Raw genomic sequence first — 22,588 nt, 5'->3', positions numbered from 1 at the left:
CTTCTTCGGAAGGCTTTCCGAGATCACCGCCCGGCCAAGGCTGCCCCGGCAGAACCCACGGCTGAGGAAAAGGCCGCTGCCCTTGCCGAAGCCCGTGAGGGATGCGCCAGCTTGCGGGCAGATCCGCAGGTGCTGCGCTCTGGTGTCGAGCTTGTCGCCAAGCTCGGGGTAGTTGGCGAAACTTCCGCCGTTACAGCCGTGATCCTGACGATGATCAGTTGCCTGACGGCCAAGCCGAACGCCCTGATCCTTCAGGGCGCAAGCTCCGGTGGGAAAAGCACGGTGATGTTGACCGCAACCCGGTTGATGCCGCCCGAGCGGCTGACGGTGCTGACAACCCTGTCACCGAAATCGCTGATCTATTCGGATCGCGATTTCCGCCACAGCCTGATCGTGCTGCAAGAAGCCGCGCCGCTGCGTGTCGATTCCAAGAACAGCGATGTGGCGCATATGCTGCGTGTCCTGCTGTCAGAGGGCCGTCTGATCCACGAGAAGGTCGAGCTTGTCGATGATGTGCTGAAGACAGTCACCATCGAGAAGGCAGGCCCCGTAGGGTTGCTCACCTGCAATGTCGCGGATCAGATGGATGCCGAGCTTTCGACGCGGGTGATCAGCATTGGCATCGACGGGGGTGCCGATCAAACCGCCGAAGTAATCACGCGGGCGGCAATACGCGCGGCCGGGCAGGATAATCAAGGAGACTATTCGGCGGAAATAGCCGAGTGGCATTGTTTTATTCGCTGGCTGGCCGGGCAATCAACTGCGGTTACAATACCCTTCGCCCCGGCGCTGCGTGAATTGATCAAGATCGCGCAGACTCGCACCCGTCGCGATTTTGAGCAGGTGCTGAGCATGATCAGGGCATCGGCCATCCTGCATAGGGAGCATCGCAAGATTGTCGAGGGGCGGATCTTCGCCACCGTTGCCGACTATGAGGCTGCCTATATGGCCCTGCATGTCGCTGTGGAAGTTGCCGCCGAGAGACAGCCTGCGGTTGAGTTGCTGCGCCTGCTGGACATGATCAGGGAGATGATGGCCGAGGCTACCGCATCTCAATCGGCAGCCCTTCCGCCGGGCATGGCCTTTCACCCGCGCCCCGATACGCAGACACAGTTGACCATTTCTGTCCGTAAGCTGGCGGAGAAGCTGCATATGTCGAAATCGAGCGTGCAGCGACTGGTCAAGCAGGCAAAGGCTGACGGCTTCCTGCGTGACAGGGAGGACCGCAGCGGAGTTCCGATGATCCTCGAATTAGGGGATGCGGTGACAGAAACCGTGACGGAAGATCCGGTGCTACCAACCCCTGATCAGCTGGCCCAACACCTCGCGGGTGAAACCGAGTCCAGATGAGACATGAGTACACAGGGAAGGGAGGGGGTGGGAATCGTGGAACAGCGGGACAGCGGGACAGTGGCCTATTTCTGTAATGATTACAGAAATATAGCTGTCCCCGCTCTGTTCTGGGACAGTGTGAGGGTCTGGGACACTTTACCCTAGGTGTCCCAAAACCCCGGAGGTGTCCCATGGCCGGTTGGTACAGTTAAGTAACTGATAATAAAAATGAAAACAGCCACTGTCCCGCTGTCCCGCTGTCCCACGGTCCCCCACCCCCTCCCTCCCCTCTATGCTGCTTTCCCCTCTTGGAGATGACCAGATGATCGCCGAAAAGATCCTCGCTCAAGCCGCCCGGCACGTCACCGACATCGCCACGGATCGCCATTCTGGCGCGGTGCTCGCCGATCAGCCGGGGCTGCCGGTCGAGATCCGGGATGCCCTGATCACCACCCCCGGCATCGCGGATCTTCTCGCCCCGCCGCCGCCAGAACCTGATGCTGCGACTGCCGCCGACATCCTCGCAGATGAGGGCGTCACAGTCGTCTATGTGACGGATGCAGTGACGGCCGGAGACATGGTGCTCGCCCTCTGCTTGTCGGCCATGGCGAACAGATTGCCTATCGGCGTCGATATTGAGACGGCGGCGCTGTCCGCCTACAGAACAACTCAAAGGAGAGTTGCTCTAACCAAGACCGGCAGGCGGGCAGCCCGTCAGAAGCCGCTTGGTGATGAGGAAGCCCCCCTTGATCCCCATCGTTCACGGCCCCGGCTCTTTCAGGCTTATGCCGGGGGAGATAAGGCCGTGGTATTCGATCTGGACCGCATCGACCCTGAAATACTGCGGCCCCTCACTGAATATCCGTGGACTGCCGCAAATGCGAAATTCGAAGCCGCGCATCTCAGTCATGCCGGTTTCCCGGTATCGGCAGAGATGGGGGACTGCCTTTCGCTGATGTGGCATATTGACGGCGGGCGTTGGGCGAAAAGCCAAAGCCGCAGCCTCGCTCGGGCCGTGGCGCTTTGTTACGGGGTGATTGTGCCCAAAGCCTTGGGCGCTTCCGACTGGTCGGCATCGGCGCTTAGCCCCGAACAGATCGTCTATGCGGCGCTGGATGCCGTGCTTGCTCACCGGCTGCATGATGACATCTGGCATCAGCTTAGCCCCGGCCAGCAGCAGTCACAGCAGGCATGTGACGCGGCTATTCATGCCGTTGCCTGTGCCGAGCTACAGGGCATTGCCATAGACGAGACCTGGCATCGCGCCCTGATCACCGAATGGCAGGAACAGAAGGCTCAGCTTGAAGCTAGGCTGCTTGTCGAAACCGGCGGGCACCCACTCAAGACTCCGGCACAGATCGCGGCATGGATCGCGTTGCATCTGGAACCGGATGCGCTCGAATCATGGCCTCGAACCGACTCCGGCCAGATCAAGACTGACAAGCTCGCCATGTTGCGTGCCCGTCAGATCCCCGGCATTGCCACGGCGCTTGAACTCAAGCGATACGACAAGATGCTGTCATCATTCGGGCAGTCGCTGCTCGACAAGCGCAACCCGGTTACGGGAAAGCTGCATACCAGCTTCCGTCTGCCGGGGGCGAAGACCGGCCGACTCGCGTCAACATCGCCCAACCTGCAACAGATGCCGAAGCGCACCGAAAAGGCTTTCCGGCGGTCTTTCGTTGCAGATCCCGGCTGCGTCCTGCTCGCGTGTGACTTCTCTCAGATGGAACTGAGGGCGGCGGCGCTGCTGTCGCAGGACAGTACCATGCTGGGCGTCTACGAGCGCGGCGATGACCTGCATATGATGACGGCACAATCTCTTTCCGGCCGCATGGATCTGACAGCAGACAGCCCGGAGCGGACCATCGCCAAAGCCGCGAATTTCGGTCTGCTATTCGGCACAGGTGCCGCCCGCTTCGCCGACATGGCCTTTGCCGGTTACGGCGTTGATATGAGCATTGAAGAAGCCGCCGGGCACCGTGATGGCTTCTTTAGCACCTATCCCGGCCTGCGGGCATGGCAGGGCTGGCAGGCAGCCTCCGCACGCAAGCAAGGCTACACAGAAACTGTTCTCGGGCGGCGTTGGTATTGGGCATGGGAACGCTTTGCGGTCGATGAATACGATGATCGCGCTGAGCCTGACGGCTTCCGTTACACGCTCGCCTTGAACATGCCGGTTCAAGGATCATGCAGCGAGATCGTGATGCTTTCGTTGGCATGGGTGGCGGATGCCATCGCGCCATATGGTGCCCTGATCATCCTGCAAGTGCATGACGAGCTTGTCGTGCAGTGCCCAGATGATCCCGCCATCATCCGCGCGGTTTCGGATCTGGTCACGGCGAATATGGCCGATGCGTTTCTCGCCGTATTCCCGACCGCCCCGGTGACAGACATCGTGGACGTGAAAATCGGGTATAATTGGGGCGAAATGGTCGCCCCTGCAATTCAGCCTGTGGAGGACTGAACTATGACGGTCAAGCATGAGACCCGTGATGCCCGCATCATGAACGCACATATTGCCGCGCGCCGGGAAGCTGCGCCGGTGCCTTCGCCGAAAGACCCGGATCACCTGCGCGATGTGGCATATGAAATCAGCCAGATTTCCTATCGGGCACTGATGGACACTGTGGCACGCTACGGCGAGTATCGCGACTCGCGCGGGAACGGTTACAGTGAGCCAAGTCGGTTGTTCCAGAACGTAAACACGCTGGTGAACTCCGTTATGATGACCAACGGAACCAAACACCGCCCACCGATGAACCGCTGCGACCTGTCGCTGGGAGATCAGCAGATATTCGGTGCCTTGTGCGCGTTGCTGCAAAACGTGTTTGAAGAAGGCATGACCCTGCTGCTGCCGTGCAATGCGATCATGGAGAGCGTCAAGCGCAAAGCAGAGGAATTTAGTCAGGTGACTTTTCCCGCGCGGCTATCTCTGACATGGGAGCCTCTGCATTGAGCCTCTATCCCGAGATCCTGCGCGAGATTGGCACACGGCTGCCGGATCACACGCTAGGTTATTACCCACCCTTTGATGCTGTGGAGATCTGGCGCGGCAATTATCCATTGTCGCAGAAGATGCCGCTGGCTGACTTTGTGGCTGGTGCCATGTCGCCGACTCGCCGTGGCTGGCTGGTGCTGCATCCTGACTGCCCGCAGGAGTCCGGCTGGATTGCATTGCAGTCCGTGATGGATCGGCTTGCAGCCACCGCACCGCGCCCGCCTAGCAAACGACGCGGCACCCCCGCAGCGTGATCAGGCAGGCAGCAGGCACCGAGACTTCTTTAAATTCTCGGTGCCTGCGCTGTTGTGCGTCGCAAAACGTCAGGGTCTCGGTGCCTGCTGCCTGCCTGATCCCCTGATATAATCCTTGCGCTGCGGCGTGGATCGCGCGAGCATCCGTCCCGGACCCGAGCCTTGGAGCCGGAGTCATCCGCCGACATACCGGCACCCCACCCCCGACCATCCCCCGACCCGAGGCAACGACCCTTGCCGATTCGCGACCCCGTCTTGCGCTGCGGCACGTCTCACGGCGGCGGTCAAGTTAAATGAGGGGGGCGTATTACGGATTTCGGGGTCCGACCCCGCTGACCGCACGGTAGGGGCGTCCGCACGAAAAAAACCGCCAAAAAGGTTGGCCCATTCCCGAAATTCCGCCCCGTATGACACCCCTCTGGGGAGCGGTGACCTGATGGTAGTCTGGAAGGTAATCTGATGGTTCTGGACCTGTAGGCAGCCTATTGCCTATAGGTCTAGACAGAGGAATATCTTGGGGGAAATGTGATGAGACTTCTGAAGCTTGGTGTGATTGCAGCTGGGATGCTGGGAGTAGCTGGATGCGCTCCTCCTGAGCCACTGTCTCCGCAGGATCAGGACTTTCAAGTCTTCTGGTACAATGCAGCTGTGACCTGTGTCCAGCTGGGAGCAGTGAGGGATCTCCACAGCGTATCTGAATATGCCAGTTACCGAGAATCAGTAATCCGTCACAGAATGCCCCCAGCGGAGCAAGAAGCCGCGCATAACAGGTTGATACAATCTTTCCCGCCATATCCAAGGGTAACACAGAATGTATGTAACCAAGTCCAGTATGCAGCCATTAAGCATGTTCAAGAGGTGAGAAAAGAGGAAGCCGATAGAGCTGCTTTCTCTGAATCTATGGATCGCCTCGCAAATAGCTTCCCTAAACAGGCATCCTGTATAAATTACGGATTTGGTCAGGTCAGGTGTACTACCTACTGAGAAAGCTATCGGATGGGAGTTTGGTGCTGGATGTCGTGGGTGGTTCCAAGCTATAACAGATGAGCAACATGCTCACCGTTTTTCCCAAGATCATGCTGAGGTTGCATGGAGACCCCGCCAGATAGGCGGGGTCTTCTCTATTGGGTGATCGTCTGTCAAGAGTTTCTGATGGGTCAACGCCCGCTTTGCGGGACTAAGCGGCCGCTCGACACGAGGGCCACTGCTGCAGCGGTCAGTCGAGCTTTTGGGACAATGCTGCCGTTCGCTAGTCTGCATTCAGTCGAAGTTTTTCACCTTACTCCGCAGCTGCGCCTCCCTGAAAAAGATGACCGCGTAATTTATCGATCATAGGACGGAAACTCTCGAGCTCCCGCTCAGCTTCTAACTGAGTCAGGCGCTGAATAAACATCGACGCCCGCCGCTTACCCTGATCATTAAACTTATTACAGATTCGCGCCGCGTCGCTCTGATTGAGCTCAGCAAATGGATTAGCTCCGCCTGCTGCAATCTGATTTAACAAATTGGGGGAAAGTAGGCCTGCAAGATCGTCTATAGGCTCGAGCCAGCCATCCTCGATCGCACGCTCCCATACTGCATCGGTATAGTAAGATTCTAGATCCACCGAAACGTTGAACCCGCGCCGAGCGAGAGGCTGAAGTCTGGGCGGGGTATCGAGCTTAAAGGATTTTAGACCACAGTTACCCAGATTCATTCTAGTAACGTCATTTCCGAGAGATACCCGCGCAGCGTTGCCGCTGGCATCATTGTCGAATACCGATGCTGCCTTTACGCGATCGGCTACAGGTCGATGTCGCACTGTCAACATCCAAGCGAGCGAACGACTATACAGGGCTGAGGCTCCACCATATGCTTCTCCACCTGCACAGATATAAACACGATCATCTGCGATGCCGCTAAAGAGCTGCCAAGCTTTCGCCAAGACAACGCGGTCACTATCGCCTTCGACAAAAATTGTCGGGCGACGCTGCTCCGCAATGTCTTGGACGGCTTCCAGTTGCGCACCAATCTCATCATAGCGCTTCTTGGCCTCTGCGACATACGGCGCCACTATCGGCATTAAGCCCATGCTCTCATCGACCTCGTCGGGGGCTCGGGTTGTCGCTATCGTTTGGCTACCACTTTTCGAAACAAAATGGGAGGTGAGCCAATCGACAGCTTCGGGCCTGCGTTGGTCGAGACGATAGAAAATTGGAGAATGCGTAGTCAAAAAAAGTTGAAAGCGATCCGATTCTGCAATGAGTTCGAGGAACTCATCTCCCATAGCAAAAGCGGCAGACATCTCAACGTTATTCTCCGGTTCTTCAAATCCCCAGATATGTGTATAGCGGACTCCGCCCCTTGTAAAAAGGTCATCCTGCTTTTGCGCAATAAACTTCAGCATCAATGGTATATGTCGGATTTTAATTCCATCCCCGCGCCTTGAGAGAGGAACTTCATCAGAACTTATCTCCAAGCTTTCAAAAATTTCGCGAAGATTTTCCGGGAGCCGCATGGTGGCTTCCGCCCCGAATGCCGCTCTCAGGTTTAAAAGCAAATCCTGCAGTTGCGCACCTAGCTGAGTTTGAAACTCTCCCGCTGAATCTTTTAATGGCCCCTCAGCGACGGAGGCGAGCACGTCATACAGTCGCCCCTGGAGATCGGCGAAAAACGCCTTATCCTTAATCGCCGGAATATGCGTAAATCTGATTCGGTCAAGTAACGCTGGTATTTTGCTTCTCTGTGGAAACGGTTGACCGTCAGAGAGAGTGCGCTTCTCCAAATCACGCACCTCACCATATTTACGCCAGACTTTTTTCCAAACAACTTGATCAGACTGACCTTCTCGCTTGTATCCATCGGGAAGATCAAAAGTAATCGAAATCTCAATTTGTGGAGCTTTCCGATTTCGCACCGGCGCAAATTGATTGTAGTCCCGCGTAAATTCGAAATCTTCCCCTGAATTTATTTCATTATTAAAGAATAGATTCAAGGCGCGCAAAACGTTAGATTTCCCCGCATCATTTGCCCCAACGAGTGTCGTAATCCAATTTCCGTCAATGTCAGCACTTGCAATGGATCGAAAGTTTCGTATTGATATTTTGCTGATCATTGGATTCAATCTCTATAAAAAGTGTAGGCCGAGAAAAATGTGTGACTTCCCGACGGGGCGGTTCCGCAGACGATGTTGGTCCGTTGGACCAAAGTGATTTAATAAGTCCGGTCTAGTCAAGGCTTTACAATCGGCATCGTTGCGAGACCCAGACCATTGCAAGCTAACGGCAGTTTTGGGGATCGAGAGATCCAGCTAGATCTCTGACCGGACGCCCAGCCGAGCGACCGGTATGGGCTCAAAGCGACCTTACCCACCTGCTTTGCAAGCCGGGCCAGACTTTAAGTGATGTCACCGCGCGTTGCGGTCAATCCCGGCAGGTGTCTTGCTTCTCTTTGAGGTCGGCACCGGGCCGCTTCATGATGGGGTCGGAAGGAGAGGCATCCCAATCTTTTTTGCAAATTGCGGCATGGGCCGCGTTCAAGCCCCGCTCGGAATTGCCTGCCCGCCCGTCCCTGCATGGGACCTCTATCTGCGCCTTGGCGCAGATTCGTTACGCTGGATTACGCGGTTTGCGTTTGCCTGCTCGTCGACAGCACCGGCATCAAGTTTCGCGGAGATGGCGAATGGTTGGCGCGCAAACACGGGCCGTCGCGGCGCAGGCAATGGCGCAAGGTTCACATCGCGATGGACACAGAGACCGGGGACATACGCGCAGTCGAGTTCACCTCGAGCCGCCAGGGTGATAGCCCTCTGCTGCCGGAGTTGCTGGCGCAAATCCCCGAGGGGGAAGAGATCGCCACAGTCACCGCCGATGGCGCCTACGACACGCGGCGATGCCACACTGCCATCATCGAGCGCGGCGGCGATGCTGTCATACCCATCCGCCGGAACGGTCGCGCATGGAAAGAAGACTGTCCCGCCGCAGTTGCGCGAAACGAGATCCTGCGCGCAACTCGGCACATCGGCAGGGCACTCTGGAAGAAGTGGGCGGGCTACCATGTCCGAAGTCGGGTCGAGGCCCAGATGAACCGCCTGAAGCTCTTCGGTGAGTGGATCATGTCCCGAGACCCCGACCGCCAGACCGCCGAAATCCAGATCCGCATCGCAATCATGAACCGCGTCTCGGCCCTCGGCAGGGCCGAGATCAAGCCTATCGCCTGAAGGACCGCAGGAAAGGGGAACGTCAGCCCAAACGCTGATTTGCGCAACAACGCCAATCCCTGATCGAACGGTTAGCCGCGATTGCGGCATTTCCTATTGCCATCGCCATAGCGGCTCTTAGCCTACCCTTCCTCGTCATGGGCTTGAAGCCTTTTCACACTCGACGGATTTGGGGTCATAGGGGTCAAGTGATCAATTGCCTCTTCTTCAACGTCTCCGAACTCTCTGCTCACAGCCCGCAACTCGCCTATCTGCTTCGGCGAACCGGACTTGAGGGAATGCCACTTCTATGGAATTTGCTGCGGGGAGAACTGTCTATGGTTGGCCCCGCTCCAAGATCTATCCATGAGGAATGCGATTACTACGGGATGAAGCCGGGACTGATTTCACCGCCCCGTGATGAGTCATCTGATTACGCCCTGAACGCGAGCTTGATCTACGATCTCCGCATCGCGGGGCGCGGTTTTTGCCACCTACTCCAAATGTATAACCGCGATTCGACAGGCGGTTGATACGCATCCCGTCCGAAGGCCATTCTCGACACATGTCCCAGGACATATCTCCTAACTAGTTGACTTTTATAGTGACCAAGACAGAAGTTGAACCCGTATCGCACCCCTTTCAGGGGAAGCTGGGGGTGGTGCGGAATTTCAACAGGCTGCTCCAGATGCCCATGATGACCGAGCAGTGGTACCGGACGGCATATGCGCCTTGCCCTGAAGGCCTCCAGTCAATCGACATTACTCCCGCATATGCGATGCTGGATGAACGCGGTCACGACCACATGGCCAACCCTCTCGGTACGACATTCAAGGGCACCTTTCTCATCCGAGATCCAGCCGCACGGGCCATCTCCTCAGTGACCAGCCAAGGAGTTGGTTGGGGAAAACCGCGACCATCAGGCAGTTTCATGCCCTGAATGAGATGATCGTGGAAGCATCATCGGTGAACCGCAGCGCTAAGCATTGATTCCCCAGCTTGCACCGGCAGTTGAATTGTATGCCTTGGGAGATCCCGCGAGCGACAATTCCCGCATATTTTCAGCCCGGCCTGCATGTTCAAGCGGGTGGCTTCAAGGGTGGACTGGTGCAAGACAGCCCCGCAAGTTTCGCAGCAATTTCATAGCGTTATATGGAAACGATGGAGCGGGTGAAGGGAATCGAACCCTCGTCATCAGCTTGGGAAGCTGCGGCTCTACCATTGAGCTACACCCGCGTCGGCGCATCGGATAGCATCAGGCCGGGCCGGATCGCAAGTCCAATCTGCCCGCCGGGATCGCGCTGACCTCTCGCGGAACCACAACGCCGGCAATCGGTGATCCCGCCCGGAATTTGCTTGCTACGGCGGCCAGAATGGGGATTGATCATCCTCTTCAACTCGTCGTTATTACCCACAGGCCTGCAATTCTCCGGAGACAGACCATGCCAGCGCGCGCGTGCCGGATTGCCATTTCCCTGGTCCTGCCGCTTGCGGTCGGACTGGCGCCCCTGCCATCGTCGGCACAGCAGCCGGGTGGCGATGCGCCGCCGCCCACCGTGACCGTCGTGACGCTGCACGCTCAGGAGGTGGCGCTGACGACGACGCTTCCCGGCCGCGTCACCGCCTCGGCCGAGGCGGAGGTTCGCCCGCAGGTCAATGGCATCATTACCCAGCGCCTGTTCGAGGAAGGGCGCCGCGTCAAGGTCGGCGATCCCCTGTTCCACATCGACCGCACGACCTATGAGGCCGCGGTCGCGCAGGCCGAAGCCGCCGTCGCGCAGGCCCGCGCACAGGCCGACAATGCCCGGCGCGAGGCGGACCGGCTTGGCGCCCTGCGCGAGCGCAATGTCGCGAGCGAAAGCACCAGCGACACCGCAATGGCCACGCGCGATGCCGCCGAGGCCGCCCTGAAGGTGGCCGAGGCGCAGCTTCAATCCGCCCGTATCGAACTTGACCGCACCACCGTCCGCGCCGAGCTGGACGGAGAGATCGGCCTTACCCAGGTCAGCCAGGGCGCGCTGGTCACAGCAAGTCAGGCGACGCCGCTGACCGTGATCCGCACCATCGACCCGGTCCATGTCGACGTGACCCAATCCGCGGCCGACATCATCCGGTGGCGGCGCGAGATGGCGATGCAGGCGCCGCCGGACCGGACGGTGACGCTGCGCCTCGCCGATGGCAGCGAATACGACCAGAAGGGAACGCTGACCGCAGCCGAACCTTATGTGAACGAGACGACCGGCGTGATGACGCTGCGCCTTTCCTTCGCGAACCCGGACCGGATCCTGCTGCCCGGCATGTATGTGCAGGCCGTCGTGCAGCAGGCGACCGTGCAGAACGTGGTCCTTGCCCCGCAGGAAGGGGTAAGCCGCGACCGCAGGGGCGAGCCGATCGCGCTGGTGGTCAATGCCCAGAATCAGGTCGAGCAGCGCGAACTGACCATCCTGCAGGATCTCGGCAATAGCTGGGTCGTCAGCAAAGGGCTGGGCGACGGGGACCGCCTGATCGTCGAGGGCGTCCAGCGGATCGGCCCCGGAATGCCGGTCACGCCCGAGGAACGGGCCGCCGCCCCAGCCCCCGAGGCCACAGCACCCGAAAAGGCCCCGCCTCCCGCCCCGACCGAAAACCCGGGGGCGAGCGCGCCGGCCGCGCCTTCCGAACCATCCGAGCCTTCCGCGGACCCGGCCGCGGAACCACAGCAGACCGAACCCCCGAAGGGCTGAGGTCAGATCGAGGAAATCCGCACAGGAACCTGACATGGCGCGATTTTTCATTGACCGGCCAGTTTTTGCCTGGGTGATCTCCATCCTCATCATGGGCATCGGGATCCTGTCGGTCCTGACCCTGCCGGTGGCCCAGTATCCGCAGATCGCGCCCCCGACGGTGACGGTGCAGGCGACCTATCCAGGCGCCTCGGCCGATACCGTCGCGAATACGGTGACGCAGATCATCGAGCAGCAGATGACCGGCCTCGACGGATTGCGGTATTTCTCGTCAAGCTCGACCGCTGCCGGCACCTCCTCGACGACGCTGACATTCGAGACCGGGACCGACCCGGACATCGCGCAGGTTCAGGTCCAGAACAAGCTCTCGCAGGCGACGAGCCTCCTGCCCGAGACCGTCCAGCGTCAGGGCGTGACAGTCGAGAAATCGGCTTCCGGCTTTCTCATGGTCATCGCCCTCATCTCGGAGGACGGCTCGCTCGAGGAAGTGGACCTCTCCGACTATATGATCTCGAACCTCGTGAACGACCTCAGCCGGATCGAGGGCGTGGGTTCGGTGCAGGTCTTCGGGGCGCAATATTCCATGCGGATCTGGCTCGACCCGTCGAAGCTTGCCGCCTTCGAGCTGACGCCGGGCGACGTCATCTCGGCCGTCTCGGCCCAGAACGCACAGATCTCGGCCGGGGCGTTCGGGACGCGGCCCGCGCCGGCCGGGCAGATGCTGAACGCCACGATCACCGCGCAATCGCTGCTGTCGACCCCCGCCGATTTCGAGCAGATCGTGCTGCGGGCGGAACCGGATGGCGGGTTGATCCTGCTCAAGGACGTGGCGCGGGTCGAGATCGGGTCGGAAAGCTATGCCACCAACGCGCTCTATAACGGCCTGCCCTCGGGCGGGATCGCGATCAGCCTCGCGACCGGCGCGAACGCGCTCGACACGGCCGAGCGCATCAAGACCCGGATGGAGGAGTTTTCCCGCTTCTTCCCCGAGGGGGTCAGCTATGTCATCCCCTATGACACCACCCCCTTCGTCCTGATCTCGATCGAGGAGGTGGTCAAGACGCTGGTGGAAGCCATCGTGCTGGTGTTCTTCGTCATGCTGCTGTTCCTGCAGAACTGGCGGGCGACGCTGATCCCGACACTCGCGGTGCCGGTCGTCATCCTTGGCACCTTCGGCATCCTTGCGGCGCTTGGCTTTACCATCAACACGCTGACCATGCTGGCCATGGTGCTGGCCATCGGCCTTCTGGTCGATGACGCGATCGTCGTGGTCGAGAACGTCGAGCGCATCATGGAGGAGGAGGATCTCGAACCGCGCGAGGCGACCAAGAAATCCATGGGTCAGATCACCGGGGCGCTGGTCGGGATCGCGCTGGTCCTGTCGGCGGTCTTCGTGCCGATGGCCTTCTTCGGCGGCTCGACCGGGGTGATCTACAAGCAGTTCGCCATCACCATCGCCTCGGCCATGGGGCTTTCGGTCGTGGTCGCCCTGACGCTGACCCCTGCCCTTTGCGCGACGCTCCTGCGAAACGAGCATGGCCACAAGACGCGCGGCTTCTTCGGCCTTTTCAACCGGGGCTTCGACCGGACGATGCATGGCTACAGCTCATGGGTGAACTGGATCATCCGGCGGCCGCTGCGCATGATGATCGTCTATTTCTGCATCGGGGCGGCAATGGTTTTCCTGTTCCTGCGCACGCCCACGGGTTTCCTGCCGGACGAGGATCAGGGGATCATGTTCGTGCTGGTGCAGGGCCCGACCGGAGCCACGACCGAACGCACGGCGGCGGTGATCGAGCAGATCGAGGACTATTTCACCACCGCCGAGAAAGAGAATGTCGAATCGATGTTCGGCGTCACCGGCTTCAGTTTTGCCGGACAGGGCCAGAACATGGGCATCGCCTTCGTCCGGCTGAAGGACTGGTCCGAGCGGACGAGGCCCGACCAGTCGGTTCAGGCGATCGCCGGACGCGCCTTCCCGGCGCTCAGCCAGATCCGCGACGCCATGGTCTTTCCGATCGTTCCGCCCTCGGTCATCGAGCTTGGCAACGTCTCGGGCTTCGACTTCTACCTTCAGGCCCGCGGCGGCCAGACGCATGAGCAATTGCTGGATGCCCGCAACCAGTTGCTTGGGGCGGCGGCGCAGGACGGGCGCATCGCCTCGGCCCGGCCGAACGGGCTTGAGGACGCGGCGCAATACAATCTGGACATCGACTGGCGCAAGGCCGGGGCGATGGGCGTGACCGCGACCGATGTGGGCAGCCTCCTCTCGGTCGCATGGGCCGGCAATTATGTGAACGACTTCATCGACCGGGGCCGGATCAAGCGCGTCTATGTGCAGGGTGAGGCCGATTCCCGGTCCGTGCCCACCGATATCGAGAAATGGCGGGTTCGGAACAGTTCGGGCGGGCTGGTGCCCTTCTCGAACTTCGCCGAGGGGCGCTGGACCTATGGGCCGCAGGGCCTCTACCGCTATAACGGCGTGCCGGCCATGCAGATCCAGGGCAGTCCCGTTCCCGGCATTTCCAGCGGCGAAGGCATGGCCGCGATGGAGGAGTTGGCGGGCGTGCTGCCCGAGGGCTTCGATGTCGCCTGGACCGGCCTCTCGCTTGAGGAGCAGGATGCGGGGAACCAGACCACCCTTCTCTATACGCTGTCGCTGGCGGTGGTGTTCCTCTGCCTCGCGGCGCTTTACGAAAGCTGGTCGATTCCCTTCGCGGTCATGCTCGCCATGCCGATCGGGGTTCTTGGTGCGCTGATCGGGGCATGGCTGGGCGGTTTCGACAATGGCGTGTTCTTCCAGGTCGGCCTGCTCACCGTGATCGGCCTGACCGGCAAGAACGCGATCCTGATCGTGGAGTTCGCCCGCGAACAGGCCGAGATTTCGGGCAAGCCGCTTTATGAGGCAGTGATCGAGGCGGCGCGCCAGCGTTTCCGTCCGATCATGATGACCTCGGTTGCCTTCTCGCTGGGCGTGCTGCCGCTGGTCATGTCGACCGGCGCGGGCGCGAATGGCCGCAATACCATCGGCGCGACGGTGCTGGGCGGAACGGTTTCGGCGACGGTGCTGGGCATCCTCTTCGTGCCACTGTTCTTCGTTCTGGTCCGCCGCCTGCTTGGCCGCCCGGACGTTCTGGAAGCGAAACCCGCCACGAGCTGATTTTCTCCGTCAAAGTCGAGGCTTGTCCGGCGCGCGGCGGCGGCCTAGTCTTTTCCTCGGGGAAGCCGCCCGAGGCCGGCAGGGGAGGACGATGGACGCAACGGGCCAGATCGGCGCGATCGGCGGAAGGCGTGCCGCCTTCGGGGGCCGCCGGTTGCGCCTGCGCTCGATCGCGCTTGTGGGCGCGACCCTTGCCTGGATCACCATGTTCGCGATCTCGGTCTCGGTGGTGATCTGGCACGCCCGAGACTCGGTCGGAAACGAGACGGAATCGGCCTTCATCCTTGCCAAGTCGGTCGCGACCGTCAGGCTGCCCACATCCTTCGGTCAGCGCGACATGATGCTCGAGGCGGCCGCGATTGCGAATGAGATCCGGGCGCAGCGCCATGTCACCGCGGAATTGCGCGATGCCACCGGCAAGCCCGTGGCGCTTGCCCCCCGCGCCGCGCCCGAGCATCCGGCCCCGGCCTGGTTCACCGAGATCCTGCGCCCCGCCCCGACCCGCGATCTTTTCCCGATCGTGCAATATCCCAACGTCCTTGGCGTCTTGGAGATCAGCACCGCACCCGAGGATGAGATCGCCGAAACCTGGCGCGACCTGCGCGTTCTAGTGCCGCTGCTGCTTGGCACCGCCTTCGTGGCGATCGGGGTGACGCTTGCGGTCACGGGCCTCGTGCTGCGCCAGCTTGGCCAGCTGAACGGCGCGCTGGGGCGGATGCGGGCGGGCGACCTCGACCGCCACGCGCCGGCGACCGGGCTTATCGAACTCGATGCGCTTGGCGAGGGGATCAATACGCTCGCCGCCCATCTCGCCAGCGAGCGCGCCGAGAACCGTCGCCTGCAGGGCCGGATGATGACATTGGCCGAGGGCGAGCGCGCTCGCATCGCCTCGGACCTGCATGACGAGATCGGGCCGCAGCTTTTCGCCTTGCAAGCCGCCGTGGGTCAGGCGTCGCGCGCCGCACCCGCCCCGGATCTTGCCGAGGCGCTTGGCGCGGTCGCCCGCCATTCCGAGGCGATCCGCAAGGGTGTCAGGGGCGCGATCGACGACCTTCGCCTGAGCCCGGCCGAGGGGGCGAGCCTCAGCGACATGATCCAGGAGCTTCTGATCGGTTTCGAGGAGATCGCGCCGGATACCGCATTCACACTCAAGGCGGGCGATCCGCTGCCCGAGCCTGACGAGGCGGGCCAGATCGCCGTCTATCGCTTCGTGCGCGAAAGCGTGCTGAACGCCCTGCGCCATGCCCGGCCCCACCGGATAGAGGTCGGGCTTTCCGCCACGGGAGCCGATCTTCTGGCCAGCGTCAGCGATGACGGCACCGGCCCCGCCGCGCCCGGCCGTCCGGGGCTGGGTCAGGCGGGGATGCGGGACCGGGCCGCGGCACTTGGCGCAAGCTGGTCCCCGCCCCGCCGGCTGGAAGGCCGCACCATCACCGAGTTCAGGATACCTTGCCCATGAGCCTTGCCCAGACCAGCCCCGCCCCCGAAGCCAAGCCGCTGCGCGTGCTGATCGTGGACGACCATCCGGTCGTGGCCGAGGGCTGGGACCGCATCACCCGCGGCCGTATCGACTGCGAGGTCAGCGCTGCCTCCTGCCCCTCGCAAGGCTTTCGCGCCTGGCGGCGGCAGCAGCCCGATGTGATCGTGGTCGATCTGACCATGGGCGAGGCGAAGCTGGCCGGGGTCCGGCTGATCCAGCGCCTGCGCGCGGCGGGGGCGGATCTGCCGATCCTCGTCTTCACCATGCATCGCAGCCCGATCATCGCCCGCCGCGCCCTGCAGGCCGGCTGCAACGGGATCATCATGAAGGACTCCCCCTCGGACGAGATCTGCGAGGCGCTGAGCGAACTTGCCCGCGGTCGCGACTATGTCCCCGCCGACCTCGCCCGCAAGATCGCGCTGATGGAGCGGCCGGGCGCGATCAATGCGCAGCCACGCCTGACCCCGCGCGAGCTGGACATCCTGCGGTCCATCGCCGAAGGCCTCGCCTATCGCGAGATCGCCGAGCGCGCCAATATCAGCTACAAGACCGTCTCGAATGTCAGCCAGACGCTGAAGGACAAGCTGGGCGCGACAAGCTTCGCCGATCTGGTCGTCAAGGCGATCCGCCACCTCGACGAGACCGGCGACAGGGCCTAGGGCATGGGGCGCGCGCCATCGAACACTCCCCCCGGACGACCGGCCGCAGGCCGCAGCGGAGCCAAGCGTTCGCTGATCGGCACGCTGATCCGCGAACGGCGGCTGTCGCAGGGCTGGCGCCAGACCGAAGTGGCCAAGCGCGCCGACATATCCGCCGCCTATCTCAACCTGATCGAGCATAACCGCCGTCCGGTGAACGATGCGCTGCTGGGACGGCTGGCGCAGGCGCTCAGGATCGACGTGACCGAACTCGCCTCCGACCGTGAGGAGGAGATGGTCGCCGCCCTGCGCGAGGCCGTGGCGATGGCGCGCGACCAGTCCCTGACGGTCGAGCTGGACCAGATCGCCGAATTCGTCGCGCGCTATCCCGGCTGGGCCAATGTTCTTGCCGCGGCGGTCAGGCGGGCGGATGCGCTGGAGCGGCGGCTGGTCGCGCTCTCGGATCGCATGACCCGCGACCCCTATCTCCTCGCGACCCTGCATGAGGTCCAGTCGGCGGTGACCTCGGTGCGCTCGACCGCGTCGATCCTTGCCGAGACGCCGGATATCGAAGCCGACTGGCGCGACCGCTTCCACCACTCGCTCGACACCGACAGCCAGCGCCTGTCGCGCACCGCGCAATCGCTGGTCGCCTATCTCGACACGTTCGAGGATGACGCCGTGCCTATGTCACCGCAGGAGGAGGTGGAAAGCTGGATCGCCGCCGGCCAGCCCGAACCGGGCGAGGCGACGGAACTGGCCTCGGATGCGGCGCGCAAGCTGGCCTTCGATCTGCTGACCGTCCAGGGGCGCGACCGGGCCCAGCTTCCCGACGCCCAGCTTGCCGAGGCGGCGCGGCATTCGGGCGGCCTCGACCCGGCGGCGATGGCGGCCCGGATCGGCAGGCCGCTGGATCTGGTCCTGCGCCGCCTCGGGATGCTGCGGCCCGGCCTTTGGGCGCAGGCGGGGCTGATCATCTGCGACGGCTCGGGCGCGCCGCTGTTCCGGCAGGCCCCGCCGGGCTTCGCTTTGCCCCGTCCGGGCGAGGGCTGCGCCCTCTGGCCACTCTTCGAGGCGCTGGCCCAGCCGCAGCTTCCGGTGATGCGCCTGATCGAGACGCCGGGCGGCGCGCGCTTCCTGGCCTGGGCGGTCGCGGAAAGGCTGCTGCCGATGGGTTTCGACGGCCCGCCGCTCAGCCGGGCGCAGATGCTGCTGCTGCCCGCCCCGCATGACGACGCCCGCCCCGCCCTGCCCGTCGGCCCTGCCTGCCGCATCTGCCCGCGCGGCTATTGTCCCGCCCGGCACGAGCCTTCGATCCTCGGTCCGGCATGAGGCTGGGGTCGCGCCGCCTGTTCCTTGGCCGCCGGGCCTACCGCCGCCGCCGGATGATCGACGCGACGCGGATCGTGCCGGTGGCCTTCGCGCTTCTGGTTCTGGTACCGCCGATCTGGCGGCCGCAGGTCTTCAGCTTTGCGACCGGGGCATTGTGGCTGGCGCTTGGCTGGCTCGCCACGATCATCGTGACCGCGACGCTGCATCACGTCATCGGCGGCACCGCGGAAGGGGCGGACGAAGACGATGACGCCTGAAACCCTCGGGCTTGCCGCCATCGTCTATGTCGCGGGGATGTTCATCCTTGCCCATTGCGCCGACCGCGCGGCCGCGGCGGGGCGCTGGCAATGGATGAACCGGCCGATCATCTACACGCTCTCGCTCTCGGTCTATTGCTCGGCCTGGACCTTCTATGGCGCGGTCGGCTATGCCAGCCGCTCCGGTCTCGAATACATGACGATCTATCTTGGCCCCGGCATCGTCTTTGCCGGCGCATGGTGGGGGCTGCGGCATCTGGTCCGCGTGGCGCGGATGCATCGCATCACCTCGGTCGCGGACCTGATCTCCAGCCGCTTCGGGAAATCCGCCGGGCTTGCGACGCTGGTGACGCTGATCGCGGTCACGGCCGCGACGCCCTATATCGCGCTGCAATTGCAATCCGTCTCGATGGCGCTTTCGGCCTTCGCCGAGGAGGGCCGCCCGCCGCCGGGTAATATCCCCCTCTGGACGGCGCTGGGGCTTGCCGCCTTCGCCATCCTGTTCGGGACGCGCAACCTTGCCGCGGATGAGCGTCACCACGGCGTCGTCATGGCCATCGCGCTGGAGGCGGTGGTGAAGCTCCTCGCCTTCATCGCCGTCGGCTCCTACGTCCTCTGGGGCCTTGCCGACGGACCGGCGGATGTGCTGGCGCGCATCGACAGCATGGCCAGCCGGCCCGAGGGCGCGGGATGGACCATCCAGCCCGAGCGGTGGCTGGTGCTGATCACGCTTTCGGGCGCCGCCGTCCTCGTCCTGCCGCGCATGTTTCACGTCATGGTGGTCGAGGCCAATGACGACGACCGCCTCAGGCAGGCGGGCTGGGCCTTTCCGCTTTACCTCTTCATCCTGACTTTCCTTGTCCTGCCGATCACCGTGGTCGGGCATGACCTGCTGCCCGCCGGGGCCAATCCTGACCTCCATGTCATCGCGCTGCCGCTCTCGCAGGGACAGCACGCGCTGGCGGGCTTCGTCTTCATCGGCGGTTTCTCCTCGGCCATGTCGATGGCAGTAGTCAGCGCCATCGCTCTCTCGACCATGATGGCAAACCACTGGCTGGTGCCGATGTGGCTGTGGCTGAGGCATGGCGGCTTTCGCGCCCATCGCCTGCCGGGCGCCGCACGCGAGGATCTGCGCGTCCTGATGCTCAACGCGCGCCGCATCGCGATCCTGCTGATCATGGGCGCGGGCTGGACCTATCACCACCTTTCCGGCGGGACATCGGCGCTGGCTGTCATGGGTATCGTCGCATTCTCGGGCATGGCGCAGGTCTTGCCCGCGCTTGTCGCGGGGCTGATGTGGCGGGGCGCGACGCGGCGGGGCGCGATGACCGGGATCGCCACCGGCTCGGCCATCTGGCTCGGCCTGATCTATTTGCCCTCGCTGGGCCTCGTGCCGCCGCCCGCCATGCCCGCCGGCCTCGATCCCTTCGCCGGGGCGGTTCTGCTGTCGCTCGGGCTGAACATGATGCTGCTGGTCCTCGTCTCGCTCCTCGATTTCCCGAACCCGGTCGAGCGGATGCAGGGTCTCTCCTTCGTCCATGCGATCGCGCCCGACGGCTCGGCTGCCGACAGCACCAGCTCGGCCCGCGCCGAGGCCGTGCTGACGCTGGCCGGGCGGCTCTGGGGCAGCGACCACGCGCTCGAGATCTTCCGCGAGGCGGCGGCGGATCAGGGCAAGTCGGGCTACCTGCCCGACCTGACCCCGCGCTTCCTCTCGGAGTTCGAGCGCACCATCGCCGGCACCGTCGGCGCGGCAACCGCCGCCGCGCTGATGAGCAGGGTCGCCGGTCGCGGCGCGGTGACGGTTGCCGACCTGATGGATGTCGCGGGCGAGGCGAGCCTTGCCCGCGCCGACAACCAGCGCCTCGAGACCGCGACCGGGGAACTGGAGCGGACGGCCCGCAAGCTGCGCGAGACGAATGACAAGCTGACCGCCCTTTCCGCCCAGAAGGACGCTTTCCTTGGCCAGATCAGCCATGAATTGCGCACACCGATGACCTCGATCCGCGCGTTTTCCGAAATCCTGATGGAGCCGGGTCTGCCCGACCGCGACCGCCCGCGCTTTGCCGGCATCATCCATGACGAGGCCAGCCGCCTGACCCGGCTGATCGAGGATCTTCTGGACCTGACCGTGCTGGAGGGCGGGCGCGCCCGCCTGACGCCGCGCGTGGTGAACCTGCATGACCTGATCGAACGCGCGCTGGCTTTGGCCCAGGCGACCGAGGCGCGGCGCGATTTCGCGGTGCTGCGCGATCTGCCGGCCGAACAGCTGATGGTGATGACCGATGCGGACCGGCTACTTCAGGTGCTGATCAACGTCATCGCGAATGCCCGCAAATATTGCGACGTGCCCGCGCCGCAGATCAGGATCGACGCCCGCCGCCTGCGCAATGGCGGGACCGAGATCGACATCAGCGACAATGGCGCGGGGATCCGCCCCGAGAACCAGGCGCTGATCTTCGAGAAATTCTCGCGCCTGACCGATACGCCGCAGGCCGGGGGCGCGGGCCTCGGCCTCGCCATCTGCCGCGAGATCATGCAGTTTCTTGGCGGGTCGATCAGCTATCTGCCCGGACAGGGCGGGGCTGCCTTCCGCATCAGCCTGCCGCGTTGGCCGCGCGACCCCGCCCGAAGCGAGGAAGACCCCCCCGCCGCCGAGGCCGGGTAAACCCTTTCGAAACCGCTTTCTGAAAGGCTCGCCGCAAGGGCGAAGGCGATTCGGACAGCAAAGACATGAATGGCGCAGAAAGCGATGCGGCCGGCATGACCGGCGAAGGCAGGGGCAGCACGGTGCTGCGGCGGCTGATCGCCGGTCAGGCGCGCAAGCGGCCCGGCGAGGGAACGGGCGGGCCACCGGCAGGTCCGGCCGAGGCGCCGGGGATCGAGCGCGCGGCATCGACCGCGCTTGCGCGCGCGGCCGAGCGTGCGCACCGCCTCGCCGTCTTTGTCGAGAAGGTCGCGCATTCCTCGATCTCACTGCCGGAATTGACCGAGCTTTTGCCCGAGCGCGCCCTCCTCGCCGTTGTCGAGGGGCCGGGGGAGGAGCTGGGCGTGGTCGCGATCTGCCCCAACCTCCTCGCCTCGCTGATCGAGATGCAGGCGCTTGGCCGCGTCACCTCGCGACCCGCGATCCCGCGCCGCGCCACCCGGACCGATGCCGCGATCTCGGAGGATTTCGTCAACGGCCTTCTGGCCGAGCTTCACCGCGAGCTGCGCGGCGGGCGGGATTTTCCCGAACTCGGCGGTTTTCGCTATGTCACCTATCTGGACGACCCACGGCCGCTGTCGCTGATGCTGGAGGATGCGGGAATGTCGCGGCTGACGCTGGGTTTCCGCATCGGCCCGGCCGGGCAGCGCATGGGCACGGTCCTGATCGCGGTTCCCGCGCCCGCGCCCCGAAGGGAGCCGGCGCCGCTGGCGCAGCTTCCCCCTGCCCCCGACCCCGGGGCCATGCCGGTCCCGGCCGAAGGCGCTGGCACCACGCTCGCCGCCGTGGTGCAGGAGGCCCCCGTGGCGCTGACCGGCGTTCTTTGCCGCCGCATGATGACATTGCGAAGCCTGCGCGGCCTCATACCTGGCGCGACCATCCCCCTGCCGCAGAACGCACTGGACGAGGCGCGGATCGAGACCGGGACCGGACAGCTTGTCGCGCGGGGAAAGCTGGGCGAGGCGGACGGCTTCCACGCGATCCGGCTCAGCGCCGCTTTGCCGAGCCCGAAGGACCACGCGGAAGGAAATGCGCTGGACGAACCCGACCCGTTCCGCGCGACAGAGACGGACGAGCCCCTCCTCTCGCGTCTGCGCGGATAGCGCCCCGAAAGCGCGGCGAAAGGCCCGCGCGGCGGCGCATCAGGGGCCGCGCGCCCGGCGTAATTGCCGCAGGACGGGGCCGGGGATCAGATTCCCCTTGAAAATCCGGGCTCCCGGACGCATGTAGCTTGCGCCCGCCGCACCCGCGGGTCACCCTTACAGGAGAGAACATGGCCAAGGAAGAAATGCTCGAATTCCCCGGCGTCGTGAAGGAACTCCTGCCCAATGCGACATTCCGGGTCGAGCTTGAGAACGGCCATGAGATCATCGCGCATATGGCAGGGAAGATGCGCAAGAACCGCATCCGCGTTCTGGCCGGCGACAAGGTTCAGGTGGAAATGAACACCTATGACCTGACCAAGGGACGGATCAATTACCGCTTCAAGTGAGCCCGCTGCCGCAATCCTGCAGGCAGGGGCCCAGC

The 22,588-nt window shown here is 63.2% G+C and carries 15 protein-coding genes, 1 tRNA gene and 1 pseudogene; 15 read left to right on the top strand and 2 right to left on the bottom strand.

Annotated elements, in window-relative coordinates; genetic code table 11:
- The 4 genes from VNQ78_RS07150 to VNQ78_RS07135 all read left to right on the top strand — a co-directional run.
- A partial coding sequence (locus VNQ78_RS07150) for a helix-turn-helix domain-containing protein (protein WP_325688100.1) occupies positions 1-1,350 on the top strand: 1,350 nt, incomplete at its 5' end.
- A gap of 304 nt (positions 1,351-1,654) precedes the next feature.
- Positions 1,655-3,799 (top strand): DNA polymerase, encoded by a 2,145-nt coding sequence (locus VNQ78_RS07145; RefSeq protein WP_325688098.1) that lies wholly within the window; start codon positions 1,655-1,657, stop codon positions 3,797-3,799.
- 3 nt (positions 3,800-3,802) lie between these two features.
- Positions 3,803-4,291, top strand: a complete 489-nt coding sequence (locus VNQ78_RS07140) for a hypothetical protein (protein ID WP_325688096.1) — start codon at positions 3,803-3,805, stop codon at positions 4,289-4,291.
- Positions 4,288-4,587: a hypothetical protein gene (locus VNQ78_RS07135; RefSeq protein WP_325688094.1), complete on the top strand. Its 300-nt coding sequence runs from the start codon at positions 4,288-4,290 to the stop codon at positions 4,585-4,587. Before VNQ78_RS07140 ends, VNQ78_RS07135 begins: the two co-directional genes overlap by 4 nt.
- Positions 4,588-5,866: 1,279 nt before the next feature.
- Here VNQ78_RS07135 and VNQ78_RS07130 read toward each other — a convergent pair.
- The gene (locus tag VNQ78_RS07130) at positions 5,867-7,681 is read right to left on the bottom strand and encodes an ATP-dependent nuclease (RefSeq protein ID WP_325688092.1); all 1,815 of its coding nucleotides are present in this window, start codon (positions 7,679-7,681) and stop codon (positions 5,867-5,869) included.
- Positions 7,682-8,203: 522 nt separating this feature from the next.
- On the opposite strand from VNQ78_RS07130, the pseudogene VNQ78_RS07125 reads away from it, so the two are divergent.
- Together VNQ78_RS07125 and VNQ78_RS07120 are read left to right on the top strand one after the other, a co-directional pair.
- Positions 8,204-8,785, top strand: a pseudogene (locus VNQ78_RS07125) (IS5 family transposase); the annotation flags it as partial.
- A 137-nt stretch (positions 8,786-8,922) separates the two neighbouring features.
- Positions 8,923-9,297, top strand: coding sequence for a sugar transferase (locus VNQ78_RS07120; RefSeq protein ID WP_325688090.1), 375 nt, complete (start codon positions 8,923-8,925; stop codon positions 9,295-9,297).
- Between the two features lie 629 nt (positions 9,298-9,926).
- On the opposite strand, the gene VNQ78_RS07115 is transcribed toward VNQ78_RS07120, so the two are convergent.
- Positions 9,927-10,000: transfer RNA gene (locus VNQ78_RS07115), tRNA-Gly, on the bottom strand.
- A gap of 206 nt (positions 10,001-10,206) precedes the next feature.
- Between VNQ78_RS07115 and VNQ78_RS07110 the strand changes: the two genes are divergently transcribed.
- The 9 genes from VNQ78_RS07110 to infA all read left to right on the top strand — a co-directional run bounded on the left by VNQ78_RS07110 (position 10,207) and on the right by infA (position 22,553).
- Complete coding sequence (locus tag VNQ78_RS07110) at positions 10,207-11,487, top strand: efflux RND transporter periplasmic adaptor subunit (protein WP_325688088.1); 1,281 nt, start codon at positions 10,207-10,209, stop codon at positions 11,485-11,487.
- 34 nt (positions 11,488-11,521) lie between these two features.
- A complete protein-coding gene (locus VNQ78_RS07105; RefSeq protein ID WP_325688086.1) occupies positions 11,522-14,647 on the top strand; it encodes an efflux RND transporter permease subunit in 3,126 nt (1,041 codons plus the stop codon).
- Between the two features lie 91 nt (positions 14,648-14,738).
- Positions 14,739-16,106, top strand: coding sequence for a LapD/MoxY N-terminal periplasmic domain-containing protein (locus tag VNQ78_RS07100; protein ID WP_325688084.1), 1,368 nt, complete (start codon positions 14,739-14,741; stop codon positions 16,104-16,106).
- Entirely contained in the window at positions 16,103-16,786 is a 684-nt protein-coding gene (locus VNQ78_RS07095) for a response regulator transcription factor (RefSeq protein WP_325688082.1), read from the top strand. The genes VNQ78_RS07100 and VNQ78_RS07095 overlap by 4 nt, the downstream gene beginning before the upstream one ends.
- Before the next feature lie 3 nt (positions 16,787-16,789).
- Positions 16,790-18,097 (top strand): short-chain fatty acyl-CoA regulator family protein, encoded by a 1,308-nt coding sequence (locus VNQ78_RS07090; RefSeq protein WP_325688079.1) that lies wholly within the window; start codon positions 16,790-16,792, stop codon positions 18,095-18,097.
- Positions 18,094-18,354 (top strand): hypothetical protein, encoded by a 261-nt coding sequence (locus VNQ78_RS07085; RefSeq protein WP_325688077.1) that lies wholly within the window; start codon positions 18,094-18,096, stop codon positions 18,352-18,354. Before VNQ78_RS07090 ends, VNQ78_RS07085 begins: the two co-directional genes overlap by 4 nt.
- Complete coding sequence (locus VNQ78_RS07080) at positions 18,344-21,022, top strand: ATP-binding protein (protein ID WP_325688075.1); 2,679 nt, start codon at positions 18,344-18,346, stop codon at positions 21,020-21,022. Before VNQ78_RS07085 ends, VNQ78_RS07080 begins: the two co-directional genes overlap by 11 nt.
- A 65-nt stretch (positions 21,023-21,087) precedes the next feature.
- Complete coding sequence (locus tag VNQ78_RS07075) at positions 21,088-22,164, top strand: FliM/FliN family flagellar motor C-terminal domain-containing protein (protein WP_325688073.1); 1,077 nt, start codon at positions 21,088-21,090, stop codon at positions 22,162-22,164.
- 170 nt (positions 22,165-22,334) lie between these two features.
- On the top strand, positions 22,335-22,553 hold the full coding sequence (gene infA / locus VNQ78_RS07070; RefSeq protein ID WP_010397442.1) for a translation initiation factor IF-1: 219 nt from the start codon (positions 22,335-22,337) through the stop codon (positions 22,551-22,553).
- Positions 22,554-22,588 lie beyond the last annotated feature (35 nt).

The organism is Paracoccus sp. (in: a-proteobacteria) (assembly GCF_035556475.1).
In the GTDB taxonomy this organism is placed as follows: Bacteria; Pseudomonadota; Alphaproteobacteria; order Rhodobacterales; family Rhodobacteraceae; genus Paracoccus.
The sequence above is the reverse complement of the archived record's forward strand: the minus strand, read 5'-3'. Positions and strand labels throughout refer to the sequence as shown.